General features: G+C 52.1%; 19 protein-coding genes. 7 read left to right on the top strand and 12 right to left on the bottom strand.

Features of this window, described 5'->3' with window-relative positions; genetic code table 11:
• Positions 1–348 precede the first annotated feature (348 nt).
• Together CRP01_RS07705 and CRP01_RS07700 are read left to right on the top strand one after the other, a co-directional pair.
• A complete protein-coding gene (locus CRP01_RS07705; RefSeq protein WP_099149445.1) occupies positions 349–1,704 on the top strand; it encodes a T9SS type A sorting domain-containing protein in 1,356 nt (451 codons plus the stop codon).
• An 18-nt stretch (positions 1,705–1,722) separates the two neighbouring features.
• On the top strand, positions 1,723–2,301 hold the full coding sequence (locus CRP01_RS07700; RefSeq protein ID WP_099149444.1) for a hypothetical protein: 579 nt from the start codon (positions 1,723–1,725) through the stop codon (positions 2,299–2,301).
• A gap of 270 nt (positions 2,302–2,571) precedes the next feature.
• Here CRP01_RS07700 and CRP01_RS07695 read toward each other — a convergent pair whose 3' ends face one another.
• The 6 genes from CRP01_RS07695 to CRP01_RS07670 all read right to left on the bottom strand — a co-directional run bounded on the left by CRP01_RS07695 (position 2,572) and on the right by CRP01_RS07670 (position 8,240).
• Positions 2,572–3,456, bottom strand: a complete 885-nt coding sequence (locus CRP01_RS07695; RefSeq protein ID WP_143473309.1) for a hypothetical protein — start codon at positions 3,454–3,456, stop codon at positions 2,572–2,574.
• A gap of 178 nt (positions 3,457–3,634) precedes the next feature.
• Positions 3,635–4,483 carry a KPN_02809 family neutral zinc metallopeptidase gene (gene ypfJ, locus CRP01_RS07690; protein WP_099149442.1) on the bottom strand — a complete coding sequence of 283 codons (849 nt, stop codon included), beginning with the start codon at positions 4,481–4,483 and terminating at the stop codon, positions 3,635–3,637.
• 628 nt (positions 4,484–5,111) lie between these two features.
• Positions 5,112–5,435: a 2Fe-2S iron-sulfur cluster-binding protein gene (locus tag CRP01_RS07685; RefSeq protein WP_099149441.1), complete on the bottom strand. Its 324-nt coding sequence runs from the start codon at positions 5,433–5,435 to the stop codon at positions 5,112–5,114.
• A 241-nt stretch (positions 5,436–5,676) separates the two neighbouring features.
• A complete protein-coding gene (locus CRP01_RS07680; RefSeq protein ID WP_099149440.1) occupies positions 5,677–6,483 on the bottom strand; it encodes a 3-keto-disaccharide hydrolase in 807 nt (268 codons plus the stop codon).
• A 271-nt stretch (positions 6,484–6,754) separates the two neighbouring features.
• Positions 6,755–6,973, bottom strand: coding sequence for a hypothetical protein (locus tag CRP01_RS07675; RefSeq protein WP_099149439.1), 219 nt, complete (start codon positions 6,971–6,973; stop codon positions 6,755–6,757).
• A 433-nt stretch (positions 6,974–7,406) separates the two neighbouring features.
• Positions 7,407–8,240: a phosphodiester glycosidase family protein gene (locus CRP01_RS07670; protein WP_099149438.1), complete on the bottom strand. Its 834-nt coding sequence runs from the start codon at positions 8,238–8,240 to the stop codon at positions 7,407–7,409.
• Between the two features lie 243 nt (positions 8,241–8,483).
• Here CRP01_RS07670 and CRP01_RS07665 point away from each other — a divergent pair, with 243 nt between their 5' ends.
• On the top strand, positions 8,484–8,882 hold the full coding sequence (locus tag CRP01_RS07665; RefSeq protein ID WP_233752649.1) for a VOC family protein: 399 nt from the start codon (positions 8,484–8,486) through the stop codon (positions 8,880–8,882).
• Positions 8,883–8,965: 83 nt separating this feature from the next.
• Here the strand turns inward: CRP01_RS07665 and CRP01_RS07660 are convergent, their stop codons facing one another.
• Together CRP01_RS07660 and CRP01_RS07655 are read right to left on the bottom strand one after the other, a co-directional pair.
• Positions 8,966–10,660 (bottom strand): sodium:solute symporter family protein, encoded by a 1,695-nt coding sequence (locus tag CRP01_RS07660; RefSeq protein WP_099149437.1) that lies wholly within the window; start codon positions 10,658–10,660, stop codon positions 8,966–8,968.
• Positions 10,661–10,738: 78 nt separating this feature from the next.
• The gene (locus CRP01_RS07655) at positions 10,739–10,996 is read right to left on the bottom strand and encodes a DUF4212 domain-containing protein (protein ID WP_099149568.1); all 258 of its coding nucleotides are present in this window, start codon (positions 10,994–10,996) and stop codon (positions 10,739–10,741) included.
• Between the two features lie 410 nt (positions 10,997–11,406).
• Between CRP01_RS07655 and CRP01_RS07650 the strand changes: the two genes are divergently transcribed.
• The 3 genes from CRP01_RS07650 to ade all read left to right on the top strand — a co-directional run bounded on the left by CRP01_RS07650 (position 11,407) and on the right by ade (position 15,440).
• Positions 11,407–12,537, top strand: a complete 1,131-nt coding sequence (locus CRP01_RS07650) for an amidohydrolase family protein (RefSeq protein ID WP_233752648.1) — start codon at positions 11,407–11,409, stop codon at positions 12,535–12,537.
• A gap of 92 nt (positions 12,538–12,629) precedes the next feature.
• Positions 12,630–13,787: an acyltransferase family protein gene (locus CRP01_RS07645; protein ID WP_099149436.1), complete on the top strand. Its 1,158-nt coding sequence runs from the start codon at positions 12,630–12,632 to the stop codon at positions 13,785–13,787.
• The gene (gene ade / locus CRP01_RS07640; protein WP_233752647.1) at positions 13,788–15,440 is read left to right on the top strand and encodes an adenine deaminase; all 1,653 of its coding nucleotides are present in this window, start codon (positions 13,788–13,790) and stop codon (positions 15,438–15,440) included.
• Positions 15,441–15,461: 21 nt separating this feature from the next.
• Here ade and CRP01_RS07635 read toward each other — a convergent pair whose 3' ends face one another.
• The 4 genes from CRP01_RS07635 to CRP01_RS07620 all read right to left on the bottom strand — a co-directional run bounded on the left by CRP01_RS07635 (position 15,462) and on the right by CRP01_RS07620 (position 21,702).
• Positions 15,462–15,824 carry a response regulator gene (locus tag CRP01_RS07635; protein ID WP_099149434.1) on the bottom strand — a complete coding sequence of 121 codons (363 nt, stop codon included), beginning with the start codon at positions 15,822–15,824 and terminating at the stop codon, positions 15,462–15,464.
• Positions 15,825–16,063: 239 nt separating this feature from the next.
• Positions 16,064–18,313, bottom strand: coding sequence for a PAS domain-containing sensor histidine kinase (locus CRP01_RS07630; RefSeq protein ID WP_143473308.1), 2,250 nt, complete (start codon positions 18,311–18,313; stop codon positions 16,064–16,066).
• 776 nt (positions 18,314–19,089) lie between these two features.
• Positions 19,090–20,595: an SUMF1/EgtB/PvdO family nonheme iron enzyme gene (locus tag CRP01_RS07625; protein ID WP_099149432.1), complete on the bottom strand. Its 1,506-nt coding sequence runs from the start codon at positions 20,593–20,595 to the stop codon at positions 19,090–19,092.
• A 60-nt stretch (positions 20,596–20,655) separates the two neighbouring features.
• Entirely contained in the window at positions 20,656–21,702 is a 1,047-nt protein-coding gene (locus tag CRP01_RS07620; protein WP_099149431.1) for a PorP/SprF family type IX secretion system membrane protein, read from the bottom strand.
• 365 nt (positions 21,703–22,067) lie between these two features.
• Here CRP01_RS07620 and porU point away from each other — a divergent pair, with 365 nt between their 5' ends.
• Positions 22,068–25,958, top strand: coding sequence for a type IX secretion system sortase PorU (gene porU / locus CRP01_RS07615; protein ID WP_099149430.1), 3,891 nt, complete (start codon positions 22,068–22,070; stop codon positions 25,956–25,958).
• Positions 25,959–26,093: the final 135 nt, after the last annotated feature.

Genomic DNA, 26,093 nt, shown 5'->3' with positions numbered 1-26,093 from the left:
TATTCCAGACCGGTGAATTAAACGATCTTACGCTTTGATCGTCTAATCAGTGGTATTTGGTTACGGATACCCCGTGACCGGCGAGTAGCACCAGCATTAACAACCTGATATTCAACCAACTACTAAAAAACCAGGCCTTTCCCGGAATGCTTCGGGCATTTCCGTACAGGCGTCAAGATCAGCTGCTGCCCGCCGGTCCTAAAATGCCCCGGCAACCACCCTTACGCAACGCTTTACGAATCGGCCCTCTCGACCGTGAAAATTTTCCGGATCCATTGTGGGAAAAACCGCACCATTGAGGCCTGAACCATAGTTTGCAAAAATTTCATCCTGATAAAAAACCCAAATATGAAGTACACTTTTTACCTTATTTTTTTGCTTTTCGCAACGGCCCTACCGGGGATCAGCCAGGAGAACAGCTTCTTTCTCCGGGATTCCATTTATGTGGATCGGGGCATTAGCGGCACCACTGATTTTGCGCAGGAAACCCGGATCTATTTTCCCAGCTACGACGATCGGGGCCGGGTGCTCCAGCAGGTCCGGGAACATCTGGGCGAGGATGGTGTTTGGAGACCGCAAAGCCGGCGCATGTTCACCTACGATGGCGATCACCTGGTGGAAATGCACATCCAGTTGTGGAGTATCAACAACCAGATGTGGCTGGATCAGCGCCGAGACCTTTACCGCTACGAGAACGATTTGAAAACGGAATTTATCCGGCAGAAAGCGCCCCAGGGACAACTGGAGAACGAACGACGCTGGCAGTACAGCTATACCGAAGAAGGTGCGGAAACCGGTGTGTTATTACAACAATGGAACGGCGCAGACTGGGAAGACCTGAGCCGAAAGGTAGTGACCTACAACGAGGCCGGTGACCTGGAAAGCCAGGTCCTGCAGGTCTGGTTCGATGGTAGCTGGCGCAATGTCCGCTCGCGGGTGTGGAATTACGAAACGGCCGGTCCCCGTTCCCGGGTGAAAGTGACCACCGTACGGGTATGGTCGCCGGAAAGCAGTGACTGGGTGGATCAACTCCGGAAGATATTCCAGTACAATGATGACGGCCAGTGGATCAGTTCCCGTTTTGAGTCCTGGCAGGCCGATACCCAGGAATGGGTGAATACCGACCGGATGCTCTACGCTTACGATGAAAACGGCCGACCGGCCGGGCAAGCCCTCCAAAGCTGGGACGGCGCGTGGGAGAACCGCGGACAGGTAAGTTTTACTTTTAAAAATAAGCAGTTCCTTTCCGAGATCGAGGTCTGGAATCAGGTGGAATCCGACTGGAATAATTTCCTGCGCTACCAGGTAGAACTGGATGAGCTCAACCTGCTCAAATCCCGAATGGGTATGCAATCCTGGAACGGTGAGGCCATGCTGTGGGAAAATCGCAATTACACCCAGCGCTATACCTATTTCTGGTCCGAAGCCATCGTCAATAGCGTGACGGATGCGGAAGAGATCTTTTCCTGTACGGTGCCCAACCCCTACCCGGTAGGGCAGTACTTTTTCTGCGATCTACCGCCTTCCCAGAGGAATTATCGAATGGAGCTTTACGATATGCTGGGGCGCCCGGTTTATCAACTGGATTTTCAGAGCGGTGAGGCCCTGTCCATCAACGAACGACCGGCTGCCGGCATGTACGTGCTGCGCATCCACGACGGACAAAAATTGCATCACCTGCAGCGCATCATCATTAACCAGTAAACCGTAATCAACACTACCATGACCAGACTCATCATACTTCTATTTACCGTAGTCCTGTTCTATAACTTTAGCGAACGGACCAATCATAGCCCACAAGTCGCTAACGATCTGCTGACTACGCTGGATACCGTCCCTTTCCGGGTAAACGAAGCCCTTATCCGCGAGCTCAGTGAAACGCCCAAGGCCAAGACCTGGCGGGATTCCGGCTACTATTTTCAGATGGAAAAAATATTTTGGCAAGCCATCCGGCTGGGTACCACGCAGAGTGGCGATGCGATCGTGCTGGCCAGTTTTTCTTCCGCCGACCCATCCTCCCTGCGATTTCAGGGACAGGCCGTTTTTCGCTTCGATCCCCGGGATGTACCGGACACCGTCACCCCTTCCCGGGGCATGCGGGGCGAAGCGACGGTAGCTTTTCCCCAGGACGTGCTGTTCTGCCCCTCTCCGAGCCAGGAAGTTGGCCTGGGGCAGAATGATCCGTATTTCCCACTCTATCTCACCGGGCAGATCACCGGTGTCAATTTGGCCGGAGGTGAGGTGCTCACTTTTGAGACCCTGATGTCGGTGCAGTTGCGGGATCTGGAGATTACCCTGTAGGGTCTAAAAATAAGCATGAGTCCTGTTTTTTTCAGGACTCAAAAATGACCTCGTAAAGGTTAAATATTCGTAGAAAAATAGTCGAAATGCTGGTTTCGACCTCAGCGAAGTCGCACTACATGGAGCGATGTGGTAAATGTGCGATCTCGCTGAGGTCTGAAAACGCTTATCCAGGCTAAATTCTACGAATATTCGACCTCTCTGAGGGCATACACCGCATTTTATAAAATTCGGTGTGAATCATGGATCTTTCGGTTGGTAAGCAGCACTCTAATTCAGGCCATACTTCTCTTTTATACGCCGGATCTCTTCATCACTCGCCAGATCAACGTCTACCTGACTGCCAAATAGCTGTGTACCGTTCTTTAGCCAGTGGATGCGATCGAGCAGCATTTTCAGGGGAGCGTTGTTGGATAATTCTCCCGTGCGTACCGCCTCGGCGACGACCGGCAGGTAACGTTCCATCATTGTCCGATTGGAATGCTGGATAACGGCCCACATGACGTATTCCAGTTCGGGCCCCACACTTGATGTCCCGATGTAAGCGCCGTGGATGTTGTACAGAGAATCGATCGTTGCCTGATTTTCCCGATCCAGCGGGCCCTGTCTGGACATCTCCTGCTCTCCCTTCCGGTAGCGTTGATCCTTTTTTTGGATCCGGTAGAGGATGTTGATAAGTTGGGGATCGAAATTCCCTCCGGCCAGATATTCGGTCAGATCGAAGTCTTCCCGGCTGGTAGTACGCTCCGCGCAGCGCCCGTAGAAAGGCAGAAAGAGTTCCGGGATGGCTTCGTCCAGACTCGCTTTGCCCAGATGAGCGATATAACTGCAAATGGCCTCCGGATCATCGGTAATAGCTTTTTGGAAGGCAAGGGCGATATGCTCCTGCGGTTCCTGCAGTTTCAGGAAAGCCATGGTAATGTTCCAGTAGTCACCGGCATTGAGATTGGCCGGATCATTTTTGGTAGCGGAGCGGGTCTCGGAAAGGTAAAATACGGCTCTCCGGTAGTTTTTATCCGTCACCGCCGGACGTTGTGCCGGCTCGTAGGTCAGGATCTTCTGGTCAAAATTTGCTAAGGTAAAGTGGGAGGATGCCGCTTCGGGCTGCGCCTGGCAGGCGGAAATGGTCAGAATGCACCAGAGCTGTGGTGCCATCAGTCGGAAATTGAGCATACGTTCTTGCTTACAATGAGGTTAGGCAATATTGCCGCTTGGGATAGCTCAAAACCCGTCGATCTATAGATGTACCTTCGGGTCTTGAACTATTCGGTAAACAAGGACGTTTTCCAGCGCTATTTTGGCTTAGCCAAGTCCGGAAATATGAAGATCCGGTCTACAGCGAGGACGCACCGAAGGTATCTCCCTGCGAAAGATCTCCGGTTTCCAGCCCCTTCCGGAACCAGCGCATCCGCTGTTCGGAAGTACCGTGGGTAAAGGATTCCGGCACCACGTAACCGCGGGCCTGACGCTGAATGCGGTCATCACCGACGGCCGCTGCTGCTTTAAGCGCTTCGTCAATATCTCCCTGTTCGAGGATGTTTTTCATTTTTTGGGCGTGGTGGGCCCAGGCGCCGGCCAGAAAATCGGCCTGCAGTTCCAGGCGCACGGATAATTTGTTGAATTCCGTTTTACTCAGGCGACGGCGCTGTTGCTCCATTTGCTGGGTAATACCGAGCAGATACTGAATGTGGTGCCCCACCTCGTGGGCTACGATATACGCCATGGCGAAATCACCGGGCGCCCGGAAACGGGTCTGTAATTCTTTATAAAAACTCAGGTCAATGTATACATCCTGATCGGCCGGGCAGTAGAACGGCCCCGTAGCTGCACTCGCGAAGCCACAGGCCGAGCGGGTCTGGCCATCAAACAGGACGAGCGTAGGTTCCTGGTACTGGCGGTTCAGTTGTGCGGGGAACAGACGGTTCCACACATCTTCGGTATCGTTCAGTACGACGCTTACAAATTCCGCCAACTCGTCATCCGGACGCGGTCCGGTTTCGGTCTGGGTAGTAGAACTGCTGGGTGCCTGCACCTGATCCAGGATACCACTGGGGTCCTGACCGAGCAGGGTCATGATCAGATAAATAATGATCGCACCGATACCGATGCCACCTCCTACTTTGGTCGCCTGCCGGCGACGATCGTCTACATTTGAGCTTTTTTCCCGGCCTTGCCAACGCATATTTTTAAGGTTTTAGTGAAGAAGTAATACAACTTGCGACGGAATTTGACAGAGGATTTCCGGTAAGGCTCAGAGTTGGGAAAGGGGACCAAAACCAACTGCATTTCAGACGGTCCGGGTGAATAACTCCTGGTACTACCATTGAGGCTCTGCCGTGCTTGTTGTTTTATAAAGTTTCAAATTGCGACGTTGCCTGCCGGACAGGGTGAGGAAAGTAAGCGGAAGAACCTGCTTATCGGCTCTTTCGTCGAGCGGCCCGCTCCGGTAGAGTTAGGCGGGTCTCACGGTAATTTTCTTTCTGTGCCCTCCAGCGCAACTCGCGCTAAGTAACTCAAAAACAAGAATTGGCCAGTCGCGGTTCGCCTCGAAGCGACCTACGATCGGCCTGTATCCCAGAAAATAATTTTTGCGTTTGTAAAATACATTCGCCAGAAGAGGAAGCAGTTTCCCTCTTTTGGCTAAGCGGAGAATTAAATGTAATGACTTTTTAGGAAATGCGATAGGTGTCCGCAGAGGTAGTACAGCAATTGTCTCCCGTTATCCGGGCCTTTCAGACTGCTGAGGGGCAACAATCTTCCGGTCCCGGGCAGAGGCTGAGACCGAATCTTTTTCGCTACCGCCCGGTTCTTTACTCCTCGGTGTCTTCCGGAGCCAGTCTTACGACCAGGCCTTCCATCTCATCCGCCAGTTTTAACTGGCAGCCCAGACGGCTGTTGTCTTCCACGAAGAAAGCCTGATCCAACATATCCTCTTCATCTTCACTCATTTCCGGAAGATCGTGATCACTTTCGATATACATATGGCAGGTAGAACACAGGGCCATGCCGCCACAGGTACCCTTCACAGGCAACTCATAGGCTTTGCACAATTCCATCATGTTCATATTCATATCGGTGGGGGCCTCCAGTTGGTGCTCTTCTCCTTCCCGATCGATTACCGTTATGTTGATCATATCACTTTAAACTACTGATTAGGCGGCAAAAATAGCAGAAAAAAGGAAAGATCGTAAGGAAGGATGGTGATTATTCGAAAGCTATCCGGTTTGAAGGAAAGAGAGATTCCAGCCCGGAAGCCATTTCCAATGAGTATTCACCCAAAAAAAGACCGCAAAGTCATGGAAACAACTTTGCGGTCCTGTTCTTTAATCGTTTTATTATTTCGGCCACACCTCGCTAATCCGGCCGAAAACCGGTCTATAATTCCCGAACCCAGATATTGCGGAAACGCACCTTATTCCCGTGATCCTGCAGAATGAGCGGCAGTTTATCCGGGTGGGCAACGTAATACGGTTCACCGATGTAAATACAGGGACCTTTGAGTTCGAAGTGGTTCTGGATCAGTACCCCATTGTGGAAAGCCGTAATCGAGGCCGGCTTGGTCACTTTCCCGTTTTTATCGAATTCGGGAGCCATGAATACGATATCGTACGTCTGCCATTCTCCCGGAGGACGGCTGGCGTTCACCATGGGAATAGACTGCTTGTACATGGCACCGGCCTGCCCGTTGGGATAGGTCTCGGTATCGTAAGAATTGAGCACCTGGATCTCGTAATTACTCATCAGGAATACTCCGCTGTTGCTGTAACCCTGGCCTTCTTTGCCGGGATCCACCGGAGCCAGCCACTCGATATGCAGCTGTACGTTGCCGAAGCCCTGCTTGGTTTCAATGGGTCCGGCTCCCGGTTTTACGACCAGTGCGCCGTCTACGATCTCCCAACCCGCTTCTTCGTAATCGGTGACGGTGCCGTATTTGGCAGCGATGGCTTCCACATCTTCCATTTTACCGCCATATCCGAGCGCTGATTTTCTCCATTGGGAGAGATCCGTTCCGTCAAAAAGGATAATGGCATCCGAAGGCGGCATATTGGGATAGATAGCCGGCGTTACCTTCTCCGGTACCGGTTCCCAGACTTCCGTTACCTTGGGATCGGTGATCTTCTGCGCACTGACGCAGCTCACCATGGCCAGGCATAAGGCGAAAAGAAAAATAGATCTGTTCATTGTTGTTTTGTTTTAAGAATCTGATGGTATCGTAGCTTATTCCGTTATCATCCGGATCCCCGTTCTGCCAATTTCAGTCCGGCGGTATCCGGTGTACTTCTACGATCGGCCGCAAGCCGGCACGAAACTTACCGTATTTGACCGATTCGCCCAAAAAATTCAAAATCTTTTTTGGACCACCCGCCGCAAATGACTACGGCGTACCGCCCTGTCGGACGGTACGCCGTATATCATTTTACTTTCTGTACCTTAAAATGGTAATATCTAAACGTTAGGCCGTAGCTGCTTGATCAGCCAGGCTGGTTTCTACGAATTCCTTACCATCCCATTTGCCGTGCCATTCAACGTCTTTTCCCACCTGCTTGTAGCGCATGAAAGCCAAAGCAGCCGCGTCTTTAGATTTACGGTAAATGGTGATGTTGGTCGGGAACGATTTAATGGTGAAGTAATACTTGCCTTTTCCCCACTCAAAATTCCTTTTTACTCGCATTAGTATATAGTTTAGTGAACAAATATCAAAGCCCTTTCTACCGGCTCATACTCCGGATAGAAATGATTGAAGATCAAAATCTGGTTTAATTTTTGGAAACGCAGGCCCGGGGTTCCAGGCATGCCAGGTGCAGTTAATTAAACAAAAAGTGTCGGATAAAGCCTCCAATTATGCAATCAGTCTAATACCGCCCTTTAGGGCACTTTTACGAAAGTTGCTATGATACGAAAAAAATGACTGAAAACCAAAGATTTAGGTGGTTTTTCGCTGATTTCAGACCTAAAACTGCCAGTTTTGGGAATAAAACAAGTGTTTTGGAATTTATCCGACAGATCTGTACGATCCGCTACGGCAGGCCTGCGCCAGCTCTATCTGCGCTCTTTTGTAATCCTTGAATAGGTCCCTGATCTCCTCCCGAAGCTACCTGGTAACCTTACTTTTCCCGGTTCAGGTATAAAATATTAGCCACCGGCCGTTCCCCCGTTTTATCACTCGGGGAATTGATGATCCCACGGCCGGCCATCCACAGTGCGGTTGAGCCGCCCCCGTCCAAATTGATGGCCTCGCGGCAATTTTGCAGCAGCAGGAACTCCTGCAGTTCGGGCAGGCTCATCCCGGCCGCATCCGCATTCCGGCCATCTACGGCTACCAGCAGGATACGTTGATCGGTAGTAGTACAAACACAACTGCGGGGATGTCTTTTGTTGATAAAATCACTAGTCCCCAGGGCAACGCGACGGCCCTTTTGCAAAAGCAGCGGTCCGGTGATCAATACGGCCCGCTCATTGGGAGATCGCTGGTAGTAGTCCGCTCTCCGGTTGGGCTCGATCCTGAGCTCATTTTCACCCGTAACGATGAGTGCTCCTTTTACTACCGGGCTGTCCTTGGCCCAGCGTTCGGCTTCATTTACCGTAAAATTGATCACCTGACCGTCCACTTCCAGGTAAGTTACACTGCCGCCCTCCTGCATATTGAAAAAGCCGCCGTTGATGGCCACGAGTGCGCGCTCGTTCTGTGCGAAATCACTGGTCCGGATCAGGGTATCCGTGGCGTAGGCCACTCCCCACTGCTCATTGCCGGGAAGCACTTCGGGGATTTCGGCGATGGAGATCTTTTGGGGACTGTCGAAAAAGGAAGTGGTTTGGAGATTCCGGTAAGTGATCTGCCGGTATAAATCAGAAGTTGCCGCCGGCCGTAAGGATCGCCCGCAGGAAGCAAGCAGGATCGTCAGGATGGCCAGGTAGCCGAGGTGTTTCCAATTTGTCATAAGATTCAATTATCAGATGAAGGGGGCATGCGTAAGCTGGCCCGGGGCAGAATGGTCATTATTGCGCTTTAGCGGTCCTGCCTCCAAAAAATATTCGTACTCCTCCCGTCTTCTGCCGGGGAATCCGCAGCGCTTGCAACTTCCCTCTAAAATGTTGATATTGAAGGAATATTGACGCAAACCCTATGAGCTGTCAGTACAACCGAAACACCTTGATTAACTAACCCTCAAATCCGTTCAATTATGGATATGCCCATCCAGATCAAGACTCCCGGAGTCCACCATGTAGCCATCCGCGTCAGTGATATGGCTAATTCCAAAGCATTTTACATCGATAAACTGGGTTTTAAAATCATCCTGGATCAGCCGGAACTGGTGATCTTTTTTGCCGGCAATACCGCCATTGCCCTGAAAGGACCGGAAGGAAAGGTGGCCAGTGGCGATCAGTTCAATCCTTTTCGGGTCGGGCTCGATCATATAGCCCTGGGTTGTGACGATCCGGCCGAACTCCAACGGGTGGCGCAGGCCCTAAAGGACCACGCCATTGAAAATACCGGCATCAAAAAGGATCCGACGCTCCAAAAGGATTACGTAGCCTTTAAGGACCCGGATCGAATTTCCTGGGAATTTTATTCTGTATAATGTCCCAAAAGATCGGGAGTGAAATGGCGTACGAGCCGCCTGTTCCACTCCCGGTCCCGGTCCATAATTCAACTTTCCACCATTTAATGCGCCGAAGCATCACCCGCACCCTGTGGGATCCGGATGTCCTCCACGAGTTCCTGTACATCTTCCGGCGGAGCAGCGGTCATGCGGGACACCACTACGGCAACCACCAGGTTGAAAACCATGGCCACGGTACCGAAACCTTCCGGTGAGATACCCAGCCACCAGTCGTCAGGCGTACCGCCTCCGAAGCCCTGGAGTTTGTATTTGACCATATAGAAGAGCATCAGCAGGATACCGACCACCATACCGGCCACGGCGCCCTCCCGGTTCATCCGTTTGTCAAAAATGCCCAGAATAATGGCGGGGAAGAAAGACGAAGCGGCCAGACCGAAGGCCAACGCGACCGTTGCCGCCACAAACCCGGGCGGGTTGATGCCGAAATAACCGGCCACGATCACCGCAAAAACGGCGCCGCCCCGGGCCCACCACAACTCCGCTTTATCGGAGATATCCGGGTTGATCTGTTTCTTGATAAGATCGTGGGAAATAGCCGCCGAGATTACCAGGAGCAGACCGGCTGCCGTGGACAAAGCTGCGGCCAGGCCACCCGCCGCTACAAGGGCGATCACCCAGTTGGGCAGGTTGGCGATTTCGGGATTGGCCAGTACCATGATGTCCGCATCGATGGTAAGTTCGTTCGCTTCGGGATTAGCGACATATTGAATGATACCGTCCCCGTTTTTATCGTTGAATTTGATGAGTTCCGTTTCTTCCCAACTGGTAAACCATTGCGGCATTTCCGCGTAGGGTTGCTCGCTGACCGTATTGATCAGGTTGGTCCGGGCAAAAGCGGCAATCGCCGGGGCCATCGTGTACAGCACGGCAATAAACAGGAGCGCGTAACCGGCCGATTTCCGGGCATCACTCACTTTGGGTACGGTGAAGAACCGTACGATCACGTGCGGCAGTCCGGCCGTACCAACCATCAGGGCAAAGGTGATGGCAAACACATCGATCATGGATTTAGAACCACTCGTATATTCGGCGAATCCTAGATCGGTATGCAGTTGATCCAGTTTGTCCAGCAGGTACATTCCGGAGCCGTCGTTTATCGTATCTCCGAAACCGAACTGCGGAATGATATTCCCGGTCATGATCATCGAAATGAAAAACGCCGGGACCATGTAGGCGAAGATCAGCACGCAGTACTGCGCCACCTGGGTGTAGGTAATACCTTTCATGCCACCCAGCACGGCGTAAACAAACACCAGCGCCATACCGATGTAAACCCCCGTATTGATATCCACCTCCAAAAAGCGCGAAAAGACCACCCCTACCCCGCGCATCTGACCGGCTACGTAGGTAAAGGAAACGATCACCGCGCAAATGACGGCCACCGTTCGCGCCACATTCGAATAGTAGCGGTCCCCGATAAAATCCGGTACCGTAAACTTCCCAAACTTGCGCAGATAGGGTGCCAGGAGCAGGGCCAGCAGCACATAGCCACCCGTCCAGCCCATCAGGTAAACGCCGCCATCGTATCCCATAAAAGAGATCAGGCCGGCCATAGAAATAAAAGAGGCCGCCGACATCCAGTCGGCCGCCGTAGCCATTCCGTTAGCCAGCGGGGAAACGCCGCCGCCGGCCACATAAAAATCTTTGGTAGATCCCGCCCTGGACCAAATGGCAATTCCGATATACAGGGCAAAGGTGATACTGACTAGTATAATAGTCCACGTGAGGACGCTCATAATTTTGTTTTTAAGGTTTCGGGAACCGGGCTTTCGATTAGTGCAATAAGGCCGGCGGTCGCCTTCCGGTACCTAATGCTAGATTTCGTCTACATCGAACTCCTTGTCCAGCTTGTTCATCCAGCGGACGTACACGAAGATCAGGACGACAAATACGTAGATCGACCCTTGTTGGGCGAACCAGAAGCCCAACTTGAAGCCTCCCAACCGGATCTGGTTGAGTGGTTCTACCAGAAAGATCCCAAAAACATAAGAAACTAGAAACCAAATAAATAAGAGAATAAAAAGATAGCGAAGGTTCCTTCGCCAGTAGGCTTGGCGCTTTTCGTTGGTCATGTTAGGTGTTGCAATTCTTGTTAGTTGATCTTTGTTTTCCGCGCTTAATTTAAGCAATAGTCGCTTACTTTTTCAATTTTTTCAATACATTGTATACTGGCGTAAAACTGGTTCGGGTCCTGACGTGTCAAACCCAGTCAGGGCCAAACCAATTTGAGTACAGCCTACATTGACCGAAACGATTTAATAATTCTGACGGTGCAAAACACCTCAGCGCTAGATCAATTCGCGTCAGCTATGGTTAGGCCGGGGCCAATAAGGAGGAGACTGGATGCCAGGGAGATAACACGATCAGCAACCGGCCACTACGACTACCGGAACAAATGTTATCGTAACATTCCCCCTCTCATCCATCCCCTTATCCCGTGCAGCGCTCCACGTATAGCTCCAAATGCCTCAAGCCCTTTAACATGCGAAAAATACCAACAACCTCCCTGCTCATCCTCCTGGTATTGTGGATGGGTACTTCCTGTGCCGGAGATCCGGCCCCACCGGAAACCGCCGGATCGTCCGAAGAGAGCCATCCGGTGGAGACCCTTAAACTCAGTGATTTTAAACCCGTATCCCGCTACCAGATGCCGGCCACCCGGGTGGAAAAAGCCCGCTTCCCGGCCATCGATCTGCACGCTCATCCCTATGTGGACAATGAAGCGGAACTGGACGAGTGGGTACAGATCATGGATGAGGTCGGGCTCGACAAAAGCGTGGTGATGACCTATGCCACCGGTGCCCGTTTCGATACCCTGGCCCGGCTCTTTTCCAAATATCCCGATCGCTTCATTCTATTCTGCGGCTTTGACTATACCGGTTTTGAAGATCCCGGTTTCGGCCCGGCGGCCGTCGCCGAACTGGAGCGTTGCGTGCAGGCGGGTGCCCGCGGCGTGGGTGAACTGGGAGATAAAGGGAAGGGGTTATTCTACTCCAAACCCACTCCGGCCTACGGCATGCACATCGATGATCCGCGCATGAAGCCGCTTATCGAGAAATGCGGCGAATTGGGGATCCCCATCAGTATCCACGTAGCCGAACCGATCTGGATGTACGATGATATGAACGCCCAAAATGACGGATTGATGAATGCCTTCAAATGGCGCCTGGATAACCAGGAGGGGATCCTCGGGCACGGCGAGACGGTACAAACGCTCGATAATGCCGTAAAAGCCAATCCCAATACTACCTTCATCGCCTGCCACTACGCGAATTGCTCCTACGACCTTTCCATCCTCGGGGGCATGTTTGACCGGTATCCCAACCTCTACGCCGATATTGGTGCCCGCTACGCGGAAACGGCAGCCATCCCGCGTACGGTCAACCGCTTTTTTCAACAATACCAAGACCGGCTGGTCTACGGAACGGATATGGGTACCGACCCCGAAATGTACCGCACGACCTTCCGCATTCTGGAATCGGAGGATGAGCACTTTTACGACCACAATATTTCCAGTTATCACTGGTCTATGAATGGTTACGGATTGCCGCCCGAAGTACTGGAAAAAGTGTACCGGGATAACGCCCTGAGGATCTTATCGCCACCGAAGTAAGGACAAATTCCGGGCATTTTAAGTATTCCCGGCCGGTTTAGCGTCTTCTCCGCAGACACCGGAACCTCAATACTACTAAACATCAAAACAACATGAGCCAACCATTACCAAGCAACCGCCTCACTTCGCTGGACACCTACCGGGGCATCACTATGTTTTTACTCGTTGCCGAAGCGGCCGGCGTTTACGCGGCCTTCAGCGGCTACTTTTCGGAAGAGAGCCTCGGCGGACATATCATTCGTCAGTTCCACCACCATCCCTGGGCCGGTCTGCGGTTCTGGGATCTCATCCAGCCGTTTTTCATGTTCATCGTAGGGGTGGCGATGCCGTTTTCCCTGCGCGCGCGGCTCAAACGCGGTGATACCTGGTCGGAAGCCTTCCGGCATATTCTGATCCGTTGTTTTCTGCTGCTGCTGTTCGGTGTGGGTCTGCACTGCATCTACCGCGACCGGATCGTCTGGGAACTCTGGAATGTACTCACCCAGTTATCCTTTACCATTCTGGTGACCTTCCTGCTGATGCGGCTCAAATGGCAAACCCAATTGGCGGTATCGATCGGACTGCTCCTGCTCACTGAATTATTGTACCGCACCTACGACCCGGCCGCTCCTTTCGTGAAGGATGAGAATTTCGGTTCGTATATGGATATGATCCTGATGGGTAAGATCAATCCCGGAGGCGGCTGGGTGACGATCAACTGCCTGCCAACTGCGGCCCATACGATCTGGGGCGCGATCTGTGGTAAACTTTTACTTTCCGATATTTCGCCGTCAGGTAAAAACAAAATAGAAGGAAAGGAGCAATCGGCACCGGCCGCCCCTTCAATGGATCCGGTCAAACCATTGCTTATCGCCGGAGCGATCGGTCTGTTCATCGGTTACGGCATGCACTTTTCCGCAGTAACGCCGATCATTAAGCGCATCGCCACCACTTCCTTCGTATTTGCATCCGGGGGCTGGTGTCTGCTCGTACTGGCCTTTTTTTACTGGTTTGTCGATATCAAGGGCCATAAGGACTGGGCCCGGACGTTCATTATAGTGGGTATGAATCCCATTTTCATCTATCTCTTCGCCGAGACGATCGGACACCAGTGGCTGACCAAAAAGACCATGATCTTCGCCAATGGCTTTCTGGCGCCGATCGGATTCAGTGAAGCCTGGATAGCTATTTTCAATAGCTTTCTGGCCTTGGGTGTGATGTGGTATCTGTGCTATTTCCTGTATAAGAAGAAGATCTTTATCCGAATTTAAATGATGCAATTACAAATACAGCTCGTCGACCTGGAACAAAGAACGATCTATCCCGCCCGCGTGCGTGTAGAGGGCGACCGGATCAGTAGCATCGAAAGGCTGGAAAGGCCGGTAGAAGGTGCCGGATACCTGCTGCCCGGTTTTGTCGACGCTCATGTGCATATCGAAAGCAGCATGTTGCCGCCCGCGGAATTTGCCCGCCTGGCGGTCGTCCACGGAACGGTCGCTACGGTCTCGGATCCCCACGAGATTGCCAACGTCCTGGGCGTAGAAGGGGTCCACTATATGCTGGAGGAGGCACGTAAGGTACCGTTCAAATTTTGCATCGGCGCTCCTTCCTGTGTGCCGGCTACCGGTTTTGAAACTGCCGGTGCCACCATCGATGCCCGGGCGGTAGCTGAATTATTACAACATCCGGAGATCGCGTACCTGTCGGAAATGATGAACTTTCCGGGGGTCCTGCAGCAGGATCCGGAAGTGATGGCCAAGATCGCTACCGCCAAACGTCTGCACAAACCGATCGACGGGCACGCACCGGGTCTGAGGGGTGAAGGTGCCGTACAATACTTCGGGGCCGGCATTACGACGGACCACGAATGTTTCACCTACGAAGAAGGACTGGAAAAGGCCAGGCTGGGGGTGAAGATCCTGATCCGGGAAGGCAGTGCGGCCCGCAATTTTGCAGCCCTGTGGCCACTCATCAACGAATTCCCGGAACAGATCATGTTCTGCAGTGATGACAAACATCCGGACGATCTCATCCGGGGACACATCAACCAACTGGTTGCCCGGGCAGTCGGCCGAGGATGTGATCTGTTCGACGTACTGCGGGCGGCCTGTGTCCATCCGGTAGCCCACTACAGCTTGCCCGTCGGCCAACTCAAAGTCGGCGATCCGGCCGATTTTATCATCGTTCAGGACCTCCAGGACTTCCACGTGCGGGAAACCTGGCTGGACGGACAATGCGTAGCAAAAGATGGCAAAACGCTTATTCCAAGGAAGACCGGGAAGGTCCTGAATCACTTTAAAGCCCGGGTACGTCGCCCGGAGGATTTTGCACTACCCTGCGACCAGCCCACCGCCCGGTGCCGGATCATTGGAGCCCTGGACGGACAGATCGTAACCGAAAGCCGGGAAGAGACCTTACAGACCATAAACGGCCGGCTGGAACCCGATACCAGCCGGGATATTCTAAAGATAGCCGTAGTAAACCGCTATACCGAACGGGCTCCGGTAGCCCTCGGCCTGGTCCACGGTTTCGGTTTACAAACCGGTGCCATTGCCTCCAGCGTAGCGCATGATTCTCACAATATCGTAGCCGTAGGTACGAATGATATTGCCCTCTGTCGGGCGGTAAATGCCGTGATCGAAGCGCAGGGCGGAGTCAGTGCCGTAGATGACGAGTCGGAGGTTCGGGTATTGCCGCTGCCGATTGCCGGGCTGATGAGCCCGGAAGATGGATATACCCTGGCCCGGCAGTACAGCGCGATTGACGAATGGGTAAAATCCGAACTATCGGGTGGTCTGCAGGCTCCTTTTATGGTGCTGTCTTTTCTCGCGCTGCCGGTGATCCCCGATCTGAAGATCACAGATCTTGGTCTGTTCGATGTGAGCAAGTTTGATTTTACAACGGTAGCAGTGGAGGCCGACTGAGTTTCGGCCGTGGATAATTCCCTAGATCCAGCTGGCAATTTTCTCCAGTAGACCATCCATCTGGTAGGGTTTCGCCAGGTAATCATTCGCCCCGCAGGCATCCGCAATGCCTTTCAGTTCTCGATTGGCGGAAAAAATAATTATGGGAATAGAACTGGTCGATTCATTATTTTTTAACTGGCGGCAGATCTCTTCCCCGTTGGAGCCGGACATCCAGAGATCCAGCAGGATCAGGTCCGGCATGGGGGCTTGCAGTTTCAGCAATTCGTCTCCCCGGTCGATCACCACGACCTCGTAGCCACCGTATCCTTCCAGTATGATCTTGGTTACCTCCAGTATATCCGCATCATCATCAGCAATTATAATTTTCTTTTTAGCAGCCATAGATTAAGAGCGTTAAACCGATTGTTCAATAGTGTTTCGAATAGCCATCCATACTGCTGTGATCTCCTGCAGACGGAGCGATCGACCTGTACAGTGGAGAAAAATAATCCCGGAACGGAGGCCATTGTGGTCGGCGATCACAATGATCAATGTAACCCGGCCTACCGGCTATTTGTTTATTGGAAAATATCACAAGGTCCGGGTGTGTACATATATAATGTAGTGTATTTTTTGTCAATTTAGCCAAGAGGCAACAAAAAGTAGAAGCAGGAGCCCTCGCCAAAAGTACTATCTACCCCTATTTTACCACCGTGCCGCTGTACGATCTCCGAAGAGATGAAGAGGCCCAGCCCCAGCCCGGAAAAGGTCTCCCGATCTTTTCCTTCTACGCGGAAGAAACGCTCAAAAACCATCTGGGCGTCCTTTTCACTGAGGCCCATACCGTAATCCGTAACCGACAGGCGGACTTTGTCCGGCATGTATTCGATGGCGACATCCACCCGGTCGGCCTGCGGGGAATACTTTATGGCGTTGGTAAGAAAGTTGATAACGACCTGCCCAAGGCGATCCCGGTCCGCAAAAACGGAACGGTTTTCCTCCGACCGGATCGAAATCTTATGACTGGAAGAAATCCGTTGCACCTCCTCAACCATTTCCTGGACCATTTCATTAAAATCAAACTCTTCCTTGCGCAAACTGAGTTTCCCCTGTTCGATCTTGGTAGCGTCCAGCAGGTCGTTGATGAGTACGGTCAGGCGGTTGATCTGTTGATTGATCTTCGTCAGCATCTGGTAGGTCAGCAGATCGTCCGAGTTTTCGAACTGCCGCTGCAACAACTGCGTATAAGCCAGAATACTGGTAACCGGCGTCTTGAGCTCATGACTGGCCACGGCCAGGAATTCATCTTTCTGGCGCAGTAGGTTCTCCTGTTCGGTCACGTCAATGTAGGAAAAGGCATACCCGAAGTATTCCCCCTTTTCTCCCAGGACGGGTGCACCGAACCACTCAATGATCCGGCCGTCTTTAAAGTACATTTTATCGTGACTTTGGGCTCGGGTGGAATAGATCTTTTCCAGAGTAGATTCGGGGCGGGATCTGTCCTTGAACAATCTGCGGGTAAGCTCCCGCAACAGGCTCTCGTGTTTGCCCACCAGATCTACCGTCCCGTCCAGCCGGTGGATCTCTTCGAACCGCTGGTTGTACATCAGGATCCGCTGATCCGGATCCACCACCAGGATACCCATCGGGGAGGTTTTGTGCTGCGCTTCCAGCAAACCTTTCTGGTAGCTAAGCTTTTCGCTGGCCTGCAACTGATCGGTAATATCCGTATTCGTACCGAACCAATTGGTGATCTCGCCGCGTACATTGCGGATGACCACTGCCCGGGAAAGGAACCAGCGGTATTCGCCGTTCCGGCTGCGCAGGGGGAAGGTATCCTCCCAATTTCGTCCCTCCGCAAAGCACCGATTGATCTTTTTAACTACCCGATTGACGTGATCCGGATGATGCACTTTGGTCCAGCCCCAGCCTTTCATTTCGTCCAGCGTGGTGCCGGTATAGCTGAACCAGCGCTCATTATACCAGAAGATCGATCCCTTTTCATCCGTCATCCAGGCCAGCTGGGAAATATTATCGGCCATGTGCCGGAACCGGTTCTCGGTGGCCAACAGACTGGCTTCCACCTGCTGGTGTTTCTTCTGTAGACTGATATCGTTGATGATGAAAAGGATCTGGATATCATCCGGCGTCACCTCGATCCGACGGCTTCGGGCCAGAAACCAGCGTTTTTTTCCGGTGGTCCGGTCGATCTGGATGATCGTCACCTGTGGATTTTCTTCTCCAAAGAAGGCACGCTTTACCGGGGAGTCGTCGGGATTAAAGGGTTCTCCGTTCTCATCGAGCACATCGAATTTTTCGTAGAAACGCCGGCTATTCTGGATCATGGAGATATTCAGCAACTCTTCTCTGGACTGGTATCCCTGGTACATTGCGGCCAGATGATTGGCTTGTAGTACGTGGCCTTTTGAATCGAATAGCATTAATCCGCTACCGGCATTATCTACAATATTTGACAATTGATCTTTCAGTTGCCACAACTCCGATTCCTGCTTTTTTCGCATGGTAATATCGGTAAAGATCAGCGCGACTTTACGGCTATCCTCATCTCCCAGGCGGTAAGCGGATACTTCAAACCAGCGCCCCAGGGCTTCGGATCCCTCAATAAACTGCATGGACTCCCCCGAGAGCGCAATATGACCGTAACGCTCTACCCATTTCTCTTCAATATTCGGGACCAGTTCCTTGATCGTTTTTCCCACGGGATAGGACAGACCGCTTTGGTCCTTGAAGGCCGGATTAGCCGCCAAAAATCGATAGTCTACCGGCTTTCCATCCCGATCAAATATCAGATCCAGGATACAGAAACCCTGCTCCATTTTTGCGAAAAAATCGCGGTATAACCCTTCTAAATGATCAATTGCCTTATTCAAGAAATCAAAATTTATCAAGTCTCATCTAAAAATTACAAACAGCAAATTGTCTTGCAAGGGGAAAATACGGTAGTCATGGACTAAGAGATCGTCGGCCGGCAACATAACGCTGCTTTGCTCCATCTCCCGTCATTGCATGGCATCATCCGGTCCGGGCGAATTTATGACCGCTACCGGTTTTTACTAATTTACTAATGTGACTATACCTGATTAAGTTGGTCGCGCAGTTTTTTAAGACCAGGGAGTGCTTAAGTAGCTATGAATTGAGGCATTTATGTGCAATTCAACTTTCTAAAAACCAATTTTCTTTTACTCTACAAACTTTAGTTTGAGATCGTTATCCGCTCTATCTAAAGACGATTGATGATTCACACTTCCGGTCGAACGATTGCTGACTAAACGAAGTAAAATCCAGTGCTCCTCTCCGAATCACCACAATCTGGGGCTTTCCTTCCGTCACCGAAATATCGGACATAAAACCGAAATTATAAACACCTACAGCCCAAAAGGCTAAAACACCGGCACATGGAAAGAGTTTATTCCTCCTGTATTTTGGTGATCCTGTACCAAAAAACACAGCAGCAGGATCCTTGATCCAAGGGCACAAAATGATCACCAGGCCCTTCGCACTTGCTTACCAATGTAGAGAAAAAACGGCAGTTGCCGTCCTGCCGGTGCCTGTATGCCAAACCGGCTCCCAACGGACGCAGGGCTAAAACAAAAAGCCCGCTGCAACTGAATGCAGCGGGCTTTTTGCTATTGATATCAGAAACGACTTATTTGAATCTTCTATCGTCTCTTCTCTTTCTTTTCGTTTTGTAGTTGTGACCACTCACTTCGTCGTTACCGGAAGGAGCACCCACACGGATCATTGCGCAGCGGAAACCGATCGTTCTGGAAGATTTGTCTTCATCCAGGAAGCGGCGGGTACCCGGCGACAGCCAGTAGGCACGGTCTGCCCAGGAGCCACCCTTGTAAACGCGGGCTTTGTCACTGATCAGGGTGTGCACACCGTAGTCGTAGTAAGCCTGAGATTGCTTGTCACCATCCAGGTAGTTGAACGGCTGACCCACTTTGTAGTTATCGCGGTTGGCAGCTTCATCATCCTCTACGTAGCGGTAGCGCAGACGACCAAGGCTGTCCTTTTCTACCGGTACTCCATTCTCATCCAGTACCTTTTGGCGGAAGCGGTTACCCCGGTATGGGTTCCAGTCGTGGTTCTCAGAATCGCTCAGTGTTTGGCTGGTCAGTGGGCGGTAAAGGTCCAGTACCCATTCGTTCACGTTACCGGCCATGTTGTACAGACCGAAATCGTTAGGCAGGTAGGCTCTTACCGGTGCGGTGGGGCAAGCATTATCGTTCAGCTTACCGGCCATACCCATATAGTCACCACGTGACCGTTTGAAGTTGGCCAGGATGTTACCTTGGTTCTTATCCCGGCGCTGGTAGCGAACGGTGTTACCATTCCAGGGATAGATCCGGCGGTCTGTGATCAATTCGTCTTTTTCGGAAGCCTGGTTACCCTGCAGGGCCAGTGCGGCGTATTCCCACTCTGCCTCCGTCGGCAGTCGGTATTCCGGCAGCATGATACCGTCTTCAAAACGTACGCGGCGCTCGCCACCGGTCTTGAAGTCTTTCAGGTTTTTCCGTACGTTACCTTCGTACTGACCTACCAGATAGGATTCCGTATTAAAGTTGTCTTCGTCTTTTTGCTCCGGGTTCGGGTTAAGGATACCCTTTTCGATCAGCAACATTTCGTTCACCCGGTCGGTACGCCAGCGAGCGAAATCATTGGATTGTACCCAGGAAACCCCAACTACGGGATAATCATCGTAAGCGGGGTGACGGAAGTATGTTTCTACTAAAGGTTCGTTGAAGCCCAATTCTTCGCGCCATACCAGCGTATCGGGAAGGGCATCGAGGAAGACCTCAGGATAGGTTTCACCAAATACGCGGTCCAACCAGTACAGGTATTCCCGGTAGTTGTGGTTGGAAACCTCCGTTTCGTCCATGTAGAAAGACGATACGGTTACCCGGCGCGGGTTGTTGTTCCATTCGTAGGTCACATCCTGACCGGTAAGACCCATGGTGAATGTACCACCTTCGATCAAAACCAGATTAGGGCCCGTGATCTGACCTTCGTAATCTAATTTTTCAAAACCACCCCATTTGGTATCGTTCAATTTCCAACCCGTGACGTCTGAACGCTCTTTCTTGGCGCAGGAGGTCATCACTAGGGTCGATACCACTAGAATGGCACTGAGCTTCAACAGATTTTTCATTACTTTTCTTCAATTTGATTTTGAGAATGACCAGCAAATATAGTCAAATACCACACTGTTTTACCTAAACATATTGAAACAATCGTTGTAGCGGGCGGAGCGTCTCTTGCGTTTCAGATCGTAACTGTCTTCAAAGTTGATCGTGATCGAGATCTCGTGGGTTCCACCCGTACCACCCGGCGCTGCTGCCAGGCGCGATATTGTCTGATCGTAGGAATAGCCGATTCGAAGTACGCCTTCCCGGTAGCCGATCATTACAATAACGGCATCCGGATTAGAAAAAGTGTGGCGATACCAGGAACCTGCAAAAATTTTTCCAAATCCTGCATACGCACCCGCATCGATCTGACCGAATTCTCCCTGTTTGACAAACATGAGATTCGGGGATATAAACGTGGGTGCCGATAGATTATTGCCTCTTAAGAGTGGAATTTCTGCACCGGCGTGTACAGTCATTCGCATGGGCAATCCGGCACTCAGATTTTGGTTCAAACCGAGGATACTTTCATCCGGTGTGCTGAGGTGTTTGAGGGACACACCGCCGTAAAAAGCCCCCTTGTAAACCAGCATTCCCGCCGATACATCAAAGCTGGTTTTGGTCAGTTGATCGGGGCGTTGCTCCGCCGAGGGATCCACCGATCCGTCCGGCCCGACCGGCCCGTTGATGGGGTCGATCTGATCGCCGAAAAGCAGCCGCTCCCAGTTGATGCGGGTCTGGATCAGCCCGGCCTGTACCCCGAACTTGACGGCAAAGTCGTCGTTCATGCGTACCTGGTAGCTGTAAAAGGCACTCGCCCGGTTGGTCTTATAGATCCCCTGACCGGCGCTATCGCCGATCAGCATCAGACCGAAACCGCTGTTCAGTGCTTCCACCGGCTGCTCGTAGGCCACGGCGTAGGTCGAATACGCCGCACCACCCAGCCAGTTGGCGTATTGATTGCGGTAATTAAAGGTGATCCGGGGTGCAAAACTGGTACCGGTAAAAGCCGGATTCAATTGAAGGGGAGCGGCGAAAAACTGGCTAAAGACCGGGTCCTGAGCCATTGTAGTCAACTGTGTCCCCACCAGGAATATCAATAAAGTAAAAATTTTTACACTGCTCTTCATATTTGGATATGTAGCTGAGAAGCTGTTGCAACAGCTTTAAATTTAATGTCCATGGTATCCCTCAATCCCGTACTTTTGTATAGAAGTCGAGATCAAAAGTATTATTTTATGCGTATATCCCCCCAATCAAAAACTGTTAAATACAAGACTTTTTGCCAGGACGGCTTTTACCAGAAGCAATAGGAGTTTTATCCTAACGTTCTGATTGGGGTTCAAATTGCAGAAAAAATTAAAATTAGGAGTTGAGGTTTTTCGGGTGACAAAAGCAGTGGATCAGCGGGCATCTTCGCGGATGGGATAGTGGCCGGAAGTAAGTGCCGGCACGTCATCGGTTCTCCCAACTCAGTATAAATATTCAGGCGTTCATGAGGCAATCAGTACTACTCTTTCTTTGCGCAATAACTCTGTTGGTGGGGTCCGTCGGCCTCTCCGCCCAGACTTCCTATACGATCAGCCGGCAACTGGAATGGGCCGCGCAACCGGAGGTGATCCAGTCGGGTTCGGCCCGCCAGGAGTTGTGGAAATTCAAAGGAGGCATTACCGGCGAACAGTATCCCGATGTTGCCATCTTCCTCCACAGTCAGCAGGTACCCGGCCCCGGCCAACTGGACGTCAACGTCGTGCGGGCCAGTTATGCCGATCTGGACCGCGAGGCCGGCCCCGGTGATGAACTGATCGATTCCGAACTCCGCTTTTTCACCCGGATCGACCGGGACCGCAACGGATTCTTCGCCGTTGTCGAATTCGTGCCTATCGTGCGTACGGGAGACCGCTACCGGAAGCTTACCGATGTTGAATTATCCGTCAGCTGGCGACCCAATGCCCGGGGGGTATCCCGGGGGCCGGAATTTAAAACCAGTTCGGCGCTGCGCGACGGCAGTATTTACAAGATCGCCGTTACCGAAACCGGCATCCACAAACTCACCTACGGTTTTTTAAAAGATCAGCTGGGTATTAATCTCGACAACATCGATCCCAAAACGATCCAGGTATTGGGTCAGGGAGGGGGTATGGTGCCGGTCAGTATCGAAAAAGAGCGGGTGGACGATCTCGAAGAACTTGCCATTTACATCCAGGGAGAAGCGGACGGACGCTTTGACGGCGGCGATTATCTCCTCTTTTACGGAGAAGGACCCAACTCCTGGCGGTTTGACGAAGAAGATCGCATCTTCATCCGGCAACAAAATGTCTACGACACCAAGAACTACTACTTTATAAAGGTGGGCGGCAGCAACGGACGCCGTCTGGCCACGGTACCGAATGAGTCCGGCGGCGCCTACACGACCACTACCTTTGACGACTACGATCGCTACGAGGAAGAGCGGGTCAATCTGCTCTACCAGTGGAACGTAACCCGTACGGGTGCGGGGCAACGCTGGTTTGGGGACTACTTCAAAGAGGCCCGAACCAAAAACTATAACAACCTGTTCTCCTTCCCCAATCTGGTGACCAGTGAACCACTACGGGTACGGGCCGCTATGGCTTTGCGGGCCTCTCAGTCTTCCCGTTTTAGCCTGACCCTCAACAATCAAAAGAAAAACAGTGGTCTGGCCACCAACACCAGTATCGGCAGTGCCAACGATTACCTGGCCAATTACGCCAACAATGCCATTCTGGAGCAGGAATTCCTGGCCGATTCCGATGAGCTGGATTTTCTGCTGGAATACCCTCATCCGGGCGGAGCTCCCAGCGAAGGCTGGCTGGATTACATCGAGGTCAACGCCCGGCGACAGTTGACCATGAGCGGGGACCAGATGGATTTCCGGGACATCAACAGTCTGGACTACCCCGCTACCACCTACCAACTGAATGGCAGTAACCTGAATAACCTGGCCATCTGGAACATCAGTGATCCGCTGCAACCCGGATTGCAGGAAGTGAGTAACGCCAACGGCCGAACCAGCTTTGGCGTAAACGGTGCGGCCCTGCACCAGTACATCGCCTTTCGGCCGGAAGCTGCCCTGCATACGCCGGAGGCGATAGGTCCGGTAGCCAACCAGAACCTGCACGCGCTCGGCACCGATATCAATATGCTGATCGTTTACCCGGCCGAGTTCGAGGCTTCGGCGCGAATGCTGGCTGATCATCGGGAAAGCTTCAGCGGCCTGAAGGTCGCCATCGCCTCTACGGAGCAGGTTTACAATGAATTCTCTTCCGGGAGGCAGGATCCGACCGCGATCCGCGATCTTACGCTGATGCTTTTCGAACGCTCCCCGGAATTTGATTATCTCCTGCTCTTCGGCGACGGCTCGTTCGATGCGCGGGGAATCATCGAAGATATCGTGGGAACCAATTTTATTCCCACTTACCAACAAGACTCTTTCAACTCCATTCAGGCATTTCCGGCGGATGATTTCTACGGGATCCTGACCAACGAAACGAATAATCCGCTGGCCGGGCGCCTGAATGTAGCCGTCGGCCGGTTGCCGGTAGGCTCAGCGGACGACGCTCAGATTGCCGTCGATAAGATCATTCATTACGATACTTCTCCCCAGGTGCTGGGCGACTGGCGCAACCGCCTGGTCTTCGTCGGTGATGATGAGGACAACAATCGCCACACGGTCGATGCCAACCGGATTGCCGACGGTGTCCAGAACCAACATCCGGATTTCAATGTGGATAAGATCTTTCTGGATGCTTATCCGCAGGTCTCTTCTTCCGGTGGCGACCGTTTCCCGGCGGCCAACGAAGCGCTGAATAACGCAATATTTAAAGGTACCCTGGCCATGACCTACCTCGGGCACGGCGGCCCCAAAGGTTGGGCACAGGAAAGAGTACTGGATATTCCGGATATCCGTTCCTGGCGGAATTACGACAACCTGATCCTGCTGGTAACGGCTACCTGCTCCTTCACTGGTTATGACGATCCGGCTTTTACCAGCGCCGGTGAGGAGGCCTTTCTCAACCCCGACGGTGGTGCAATCGCCCTTATGACCACTACGCGGCCGGTTTATGCGAGTGCCAATGCCGAGCTCACCGACAGTACGATGGTCAATCTGTTTCAGAAACAAAACGGCCGGTCCCTGACTTTGGGGCAGGCCATGCGGCAGGCCAAGAACAGCGACCTGAACAGTAGTTTTTTCGTTAATAACTCCCGGAAATTTACCCTGATCGGCGATCCGGCGATCCAGATCCCGCTCCCGGAATACCAGGTCATGACCACCAACATCAACGGGGAGGCCATCACTACGGAGAGCGTCGATACGCTGCGGGCTTTCCAGAAAGTGAATATCGAGGGCATCGTTGCCGACCAAAACGGCCAGCCGCTGGAATCTTTTAACGGGTCGGTCTTTACCACCATCTTCGACAAACGCTTAAATATCCGTACACTGGGCCAGGATGCCGGCAGCCGCATATACGACTTCGGCGTACGCAAAAACGTGATCTTCAAAGGTAAAGCGTCGGTCACCAACGGTAAATTCCGGTTCACCTTCGTGGTGCCGAAAGATATCAACTTCTCCTTCGGTCCGGGAAAGATCAGCTACTACGCTTCCGATCCGGATAACATGCTCGACGCCAACGGCGCTTACGAACGCATCATCATCGGTGGTACCAGTCCGGACGGCATCAATGACGACCAGGGGCCACTGGTGGAAGTATTCATGAATACCGAAGATTTTGCTTTCGGAGGGATCACCGGGGAAGACCCTACCCTACTGGTCCGGCTTACCGATGATAATGGTATCAATGTGGTGGGCAACAGTATTGGTCACGACCTGGAAGGCGTCCTCAATGAGGATACCGAAAACACCTATGTGCTCAACGACTTCTACGAAGCCGCGGAGGATGATTACCGGAAGGGTATTGTGCGCTACCCGCTCTATGACCTGCCTAACGGACGGCATCAGATCCGGGTTAAAGCCTGGGATATTGCCAACAATTCCTCGGAAGGATATACTGAATTCGTGGTAGCCAACTCGGCCGAGATCGCGCTGGAGCACGTACTCAACTATCCCAACCCGTTTACCGACAATACCTGCTTTCAGTTTGACCACAACCTGTCCGGGCAGCAATTGGAAGTTCTGGTCCAGATCTACACGGTATCCGGCCGTTTGGTCAAAACCCTGGAGGAGACGATCATTTCGGACGGTGCTATCCGGCTCGACAACTGCATTTCCTGGGATGGTCGCGACGAGTTTGGCGACCGACTGGCCCGCGGCGTTTATCTCTACCGGATAAAAGTGCGGACCTCGGACCTCGGAGAAGTTAAACTCAAGGGAGAGAGTGATTTTGAAAAACTGGTTATCCTGAAGTAAAACCGCCTAAGCTCTGAGAGACTGTTTCCGGTATCTCAATTGATCAGGATGAACGGGAGTATACATCCTAAACTGCACCACACATCACGTAGTGCCCGGTGCAATTGGGATACACACTGATCGGGAGACCTTTGC

Source organism: Flavilitoribacter nigricans DSM 23189 = NBRC 102662, assembly GCF_002646595.1.
Lineage (GTDB): Bacteria > Bacteroidota > Bacteroidia > Chitinophagales > Saprospiraceae > Flavilitoribacter > Flavilitoribacter nigricans.
The sequence above is the reverse complement of the archived record's forward strand: the minus strand, read 5'-3'. Positions and strand labels throughout refer to the sequence as shown.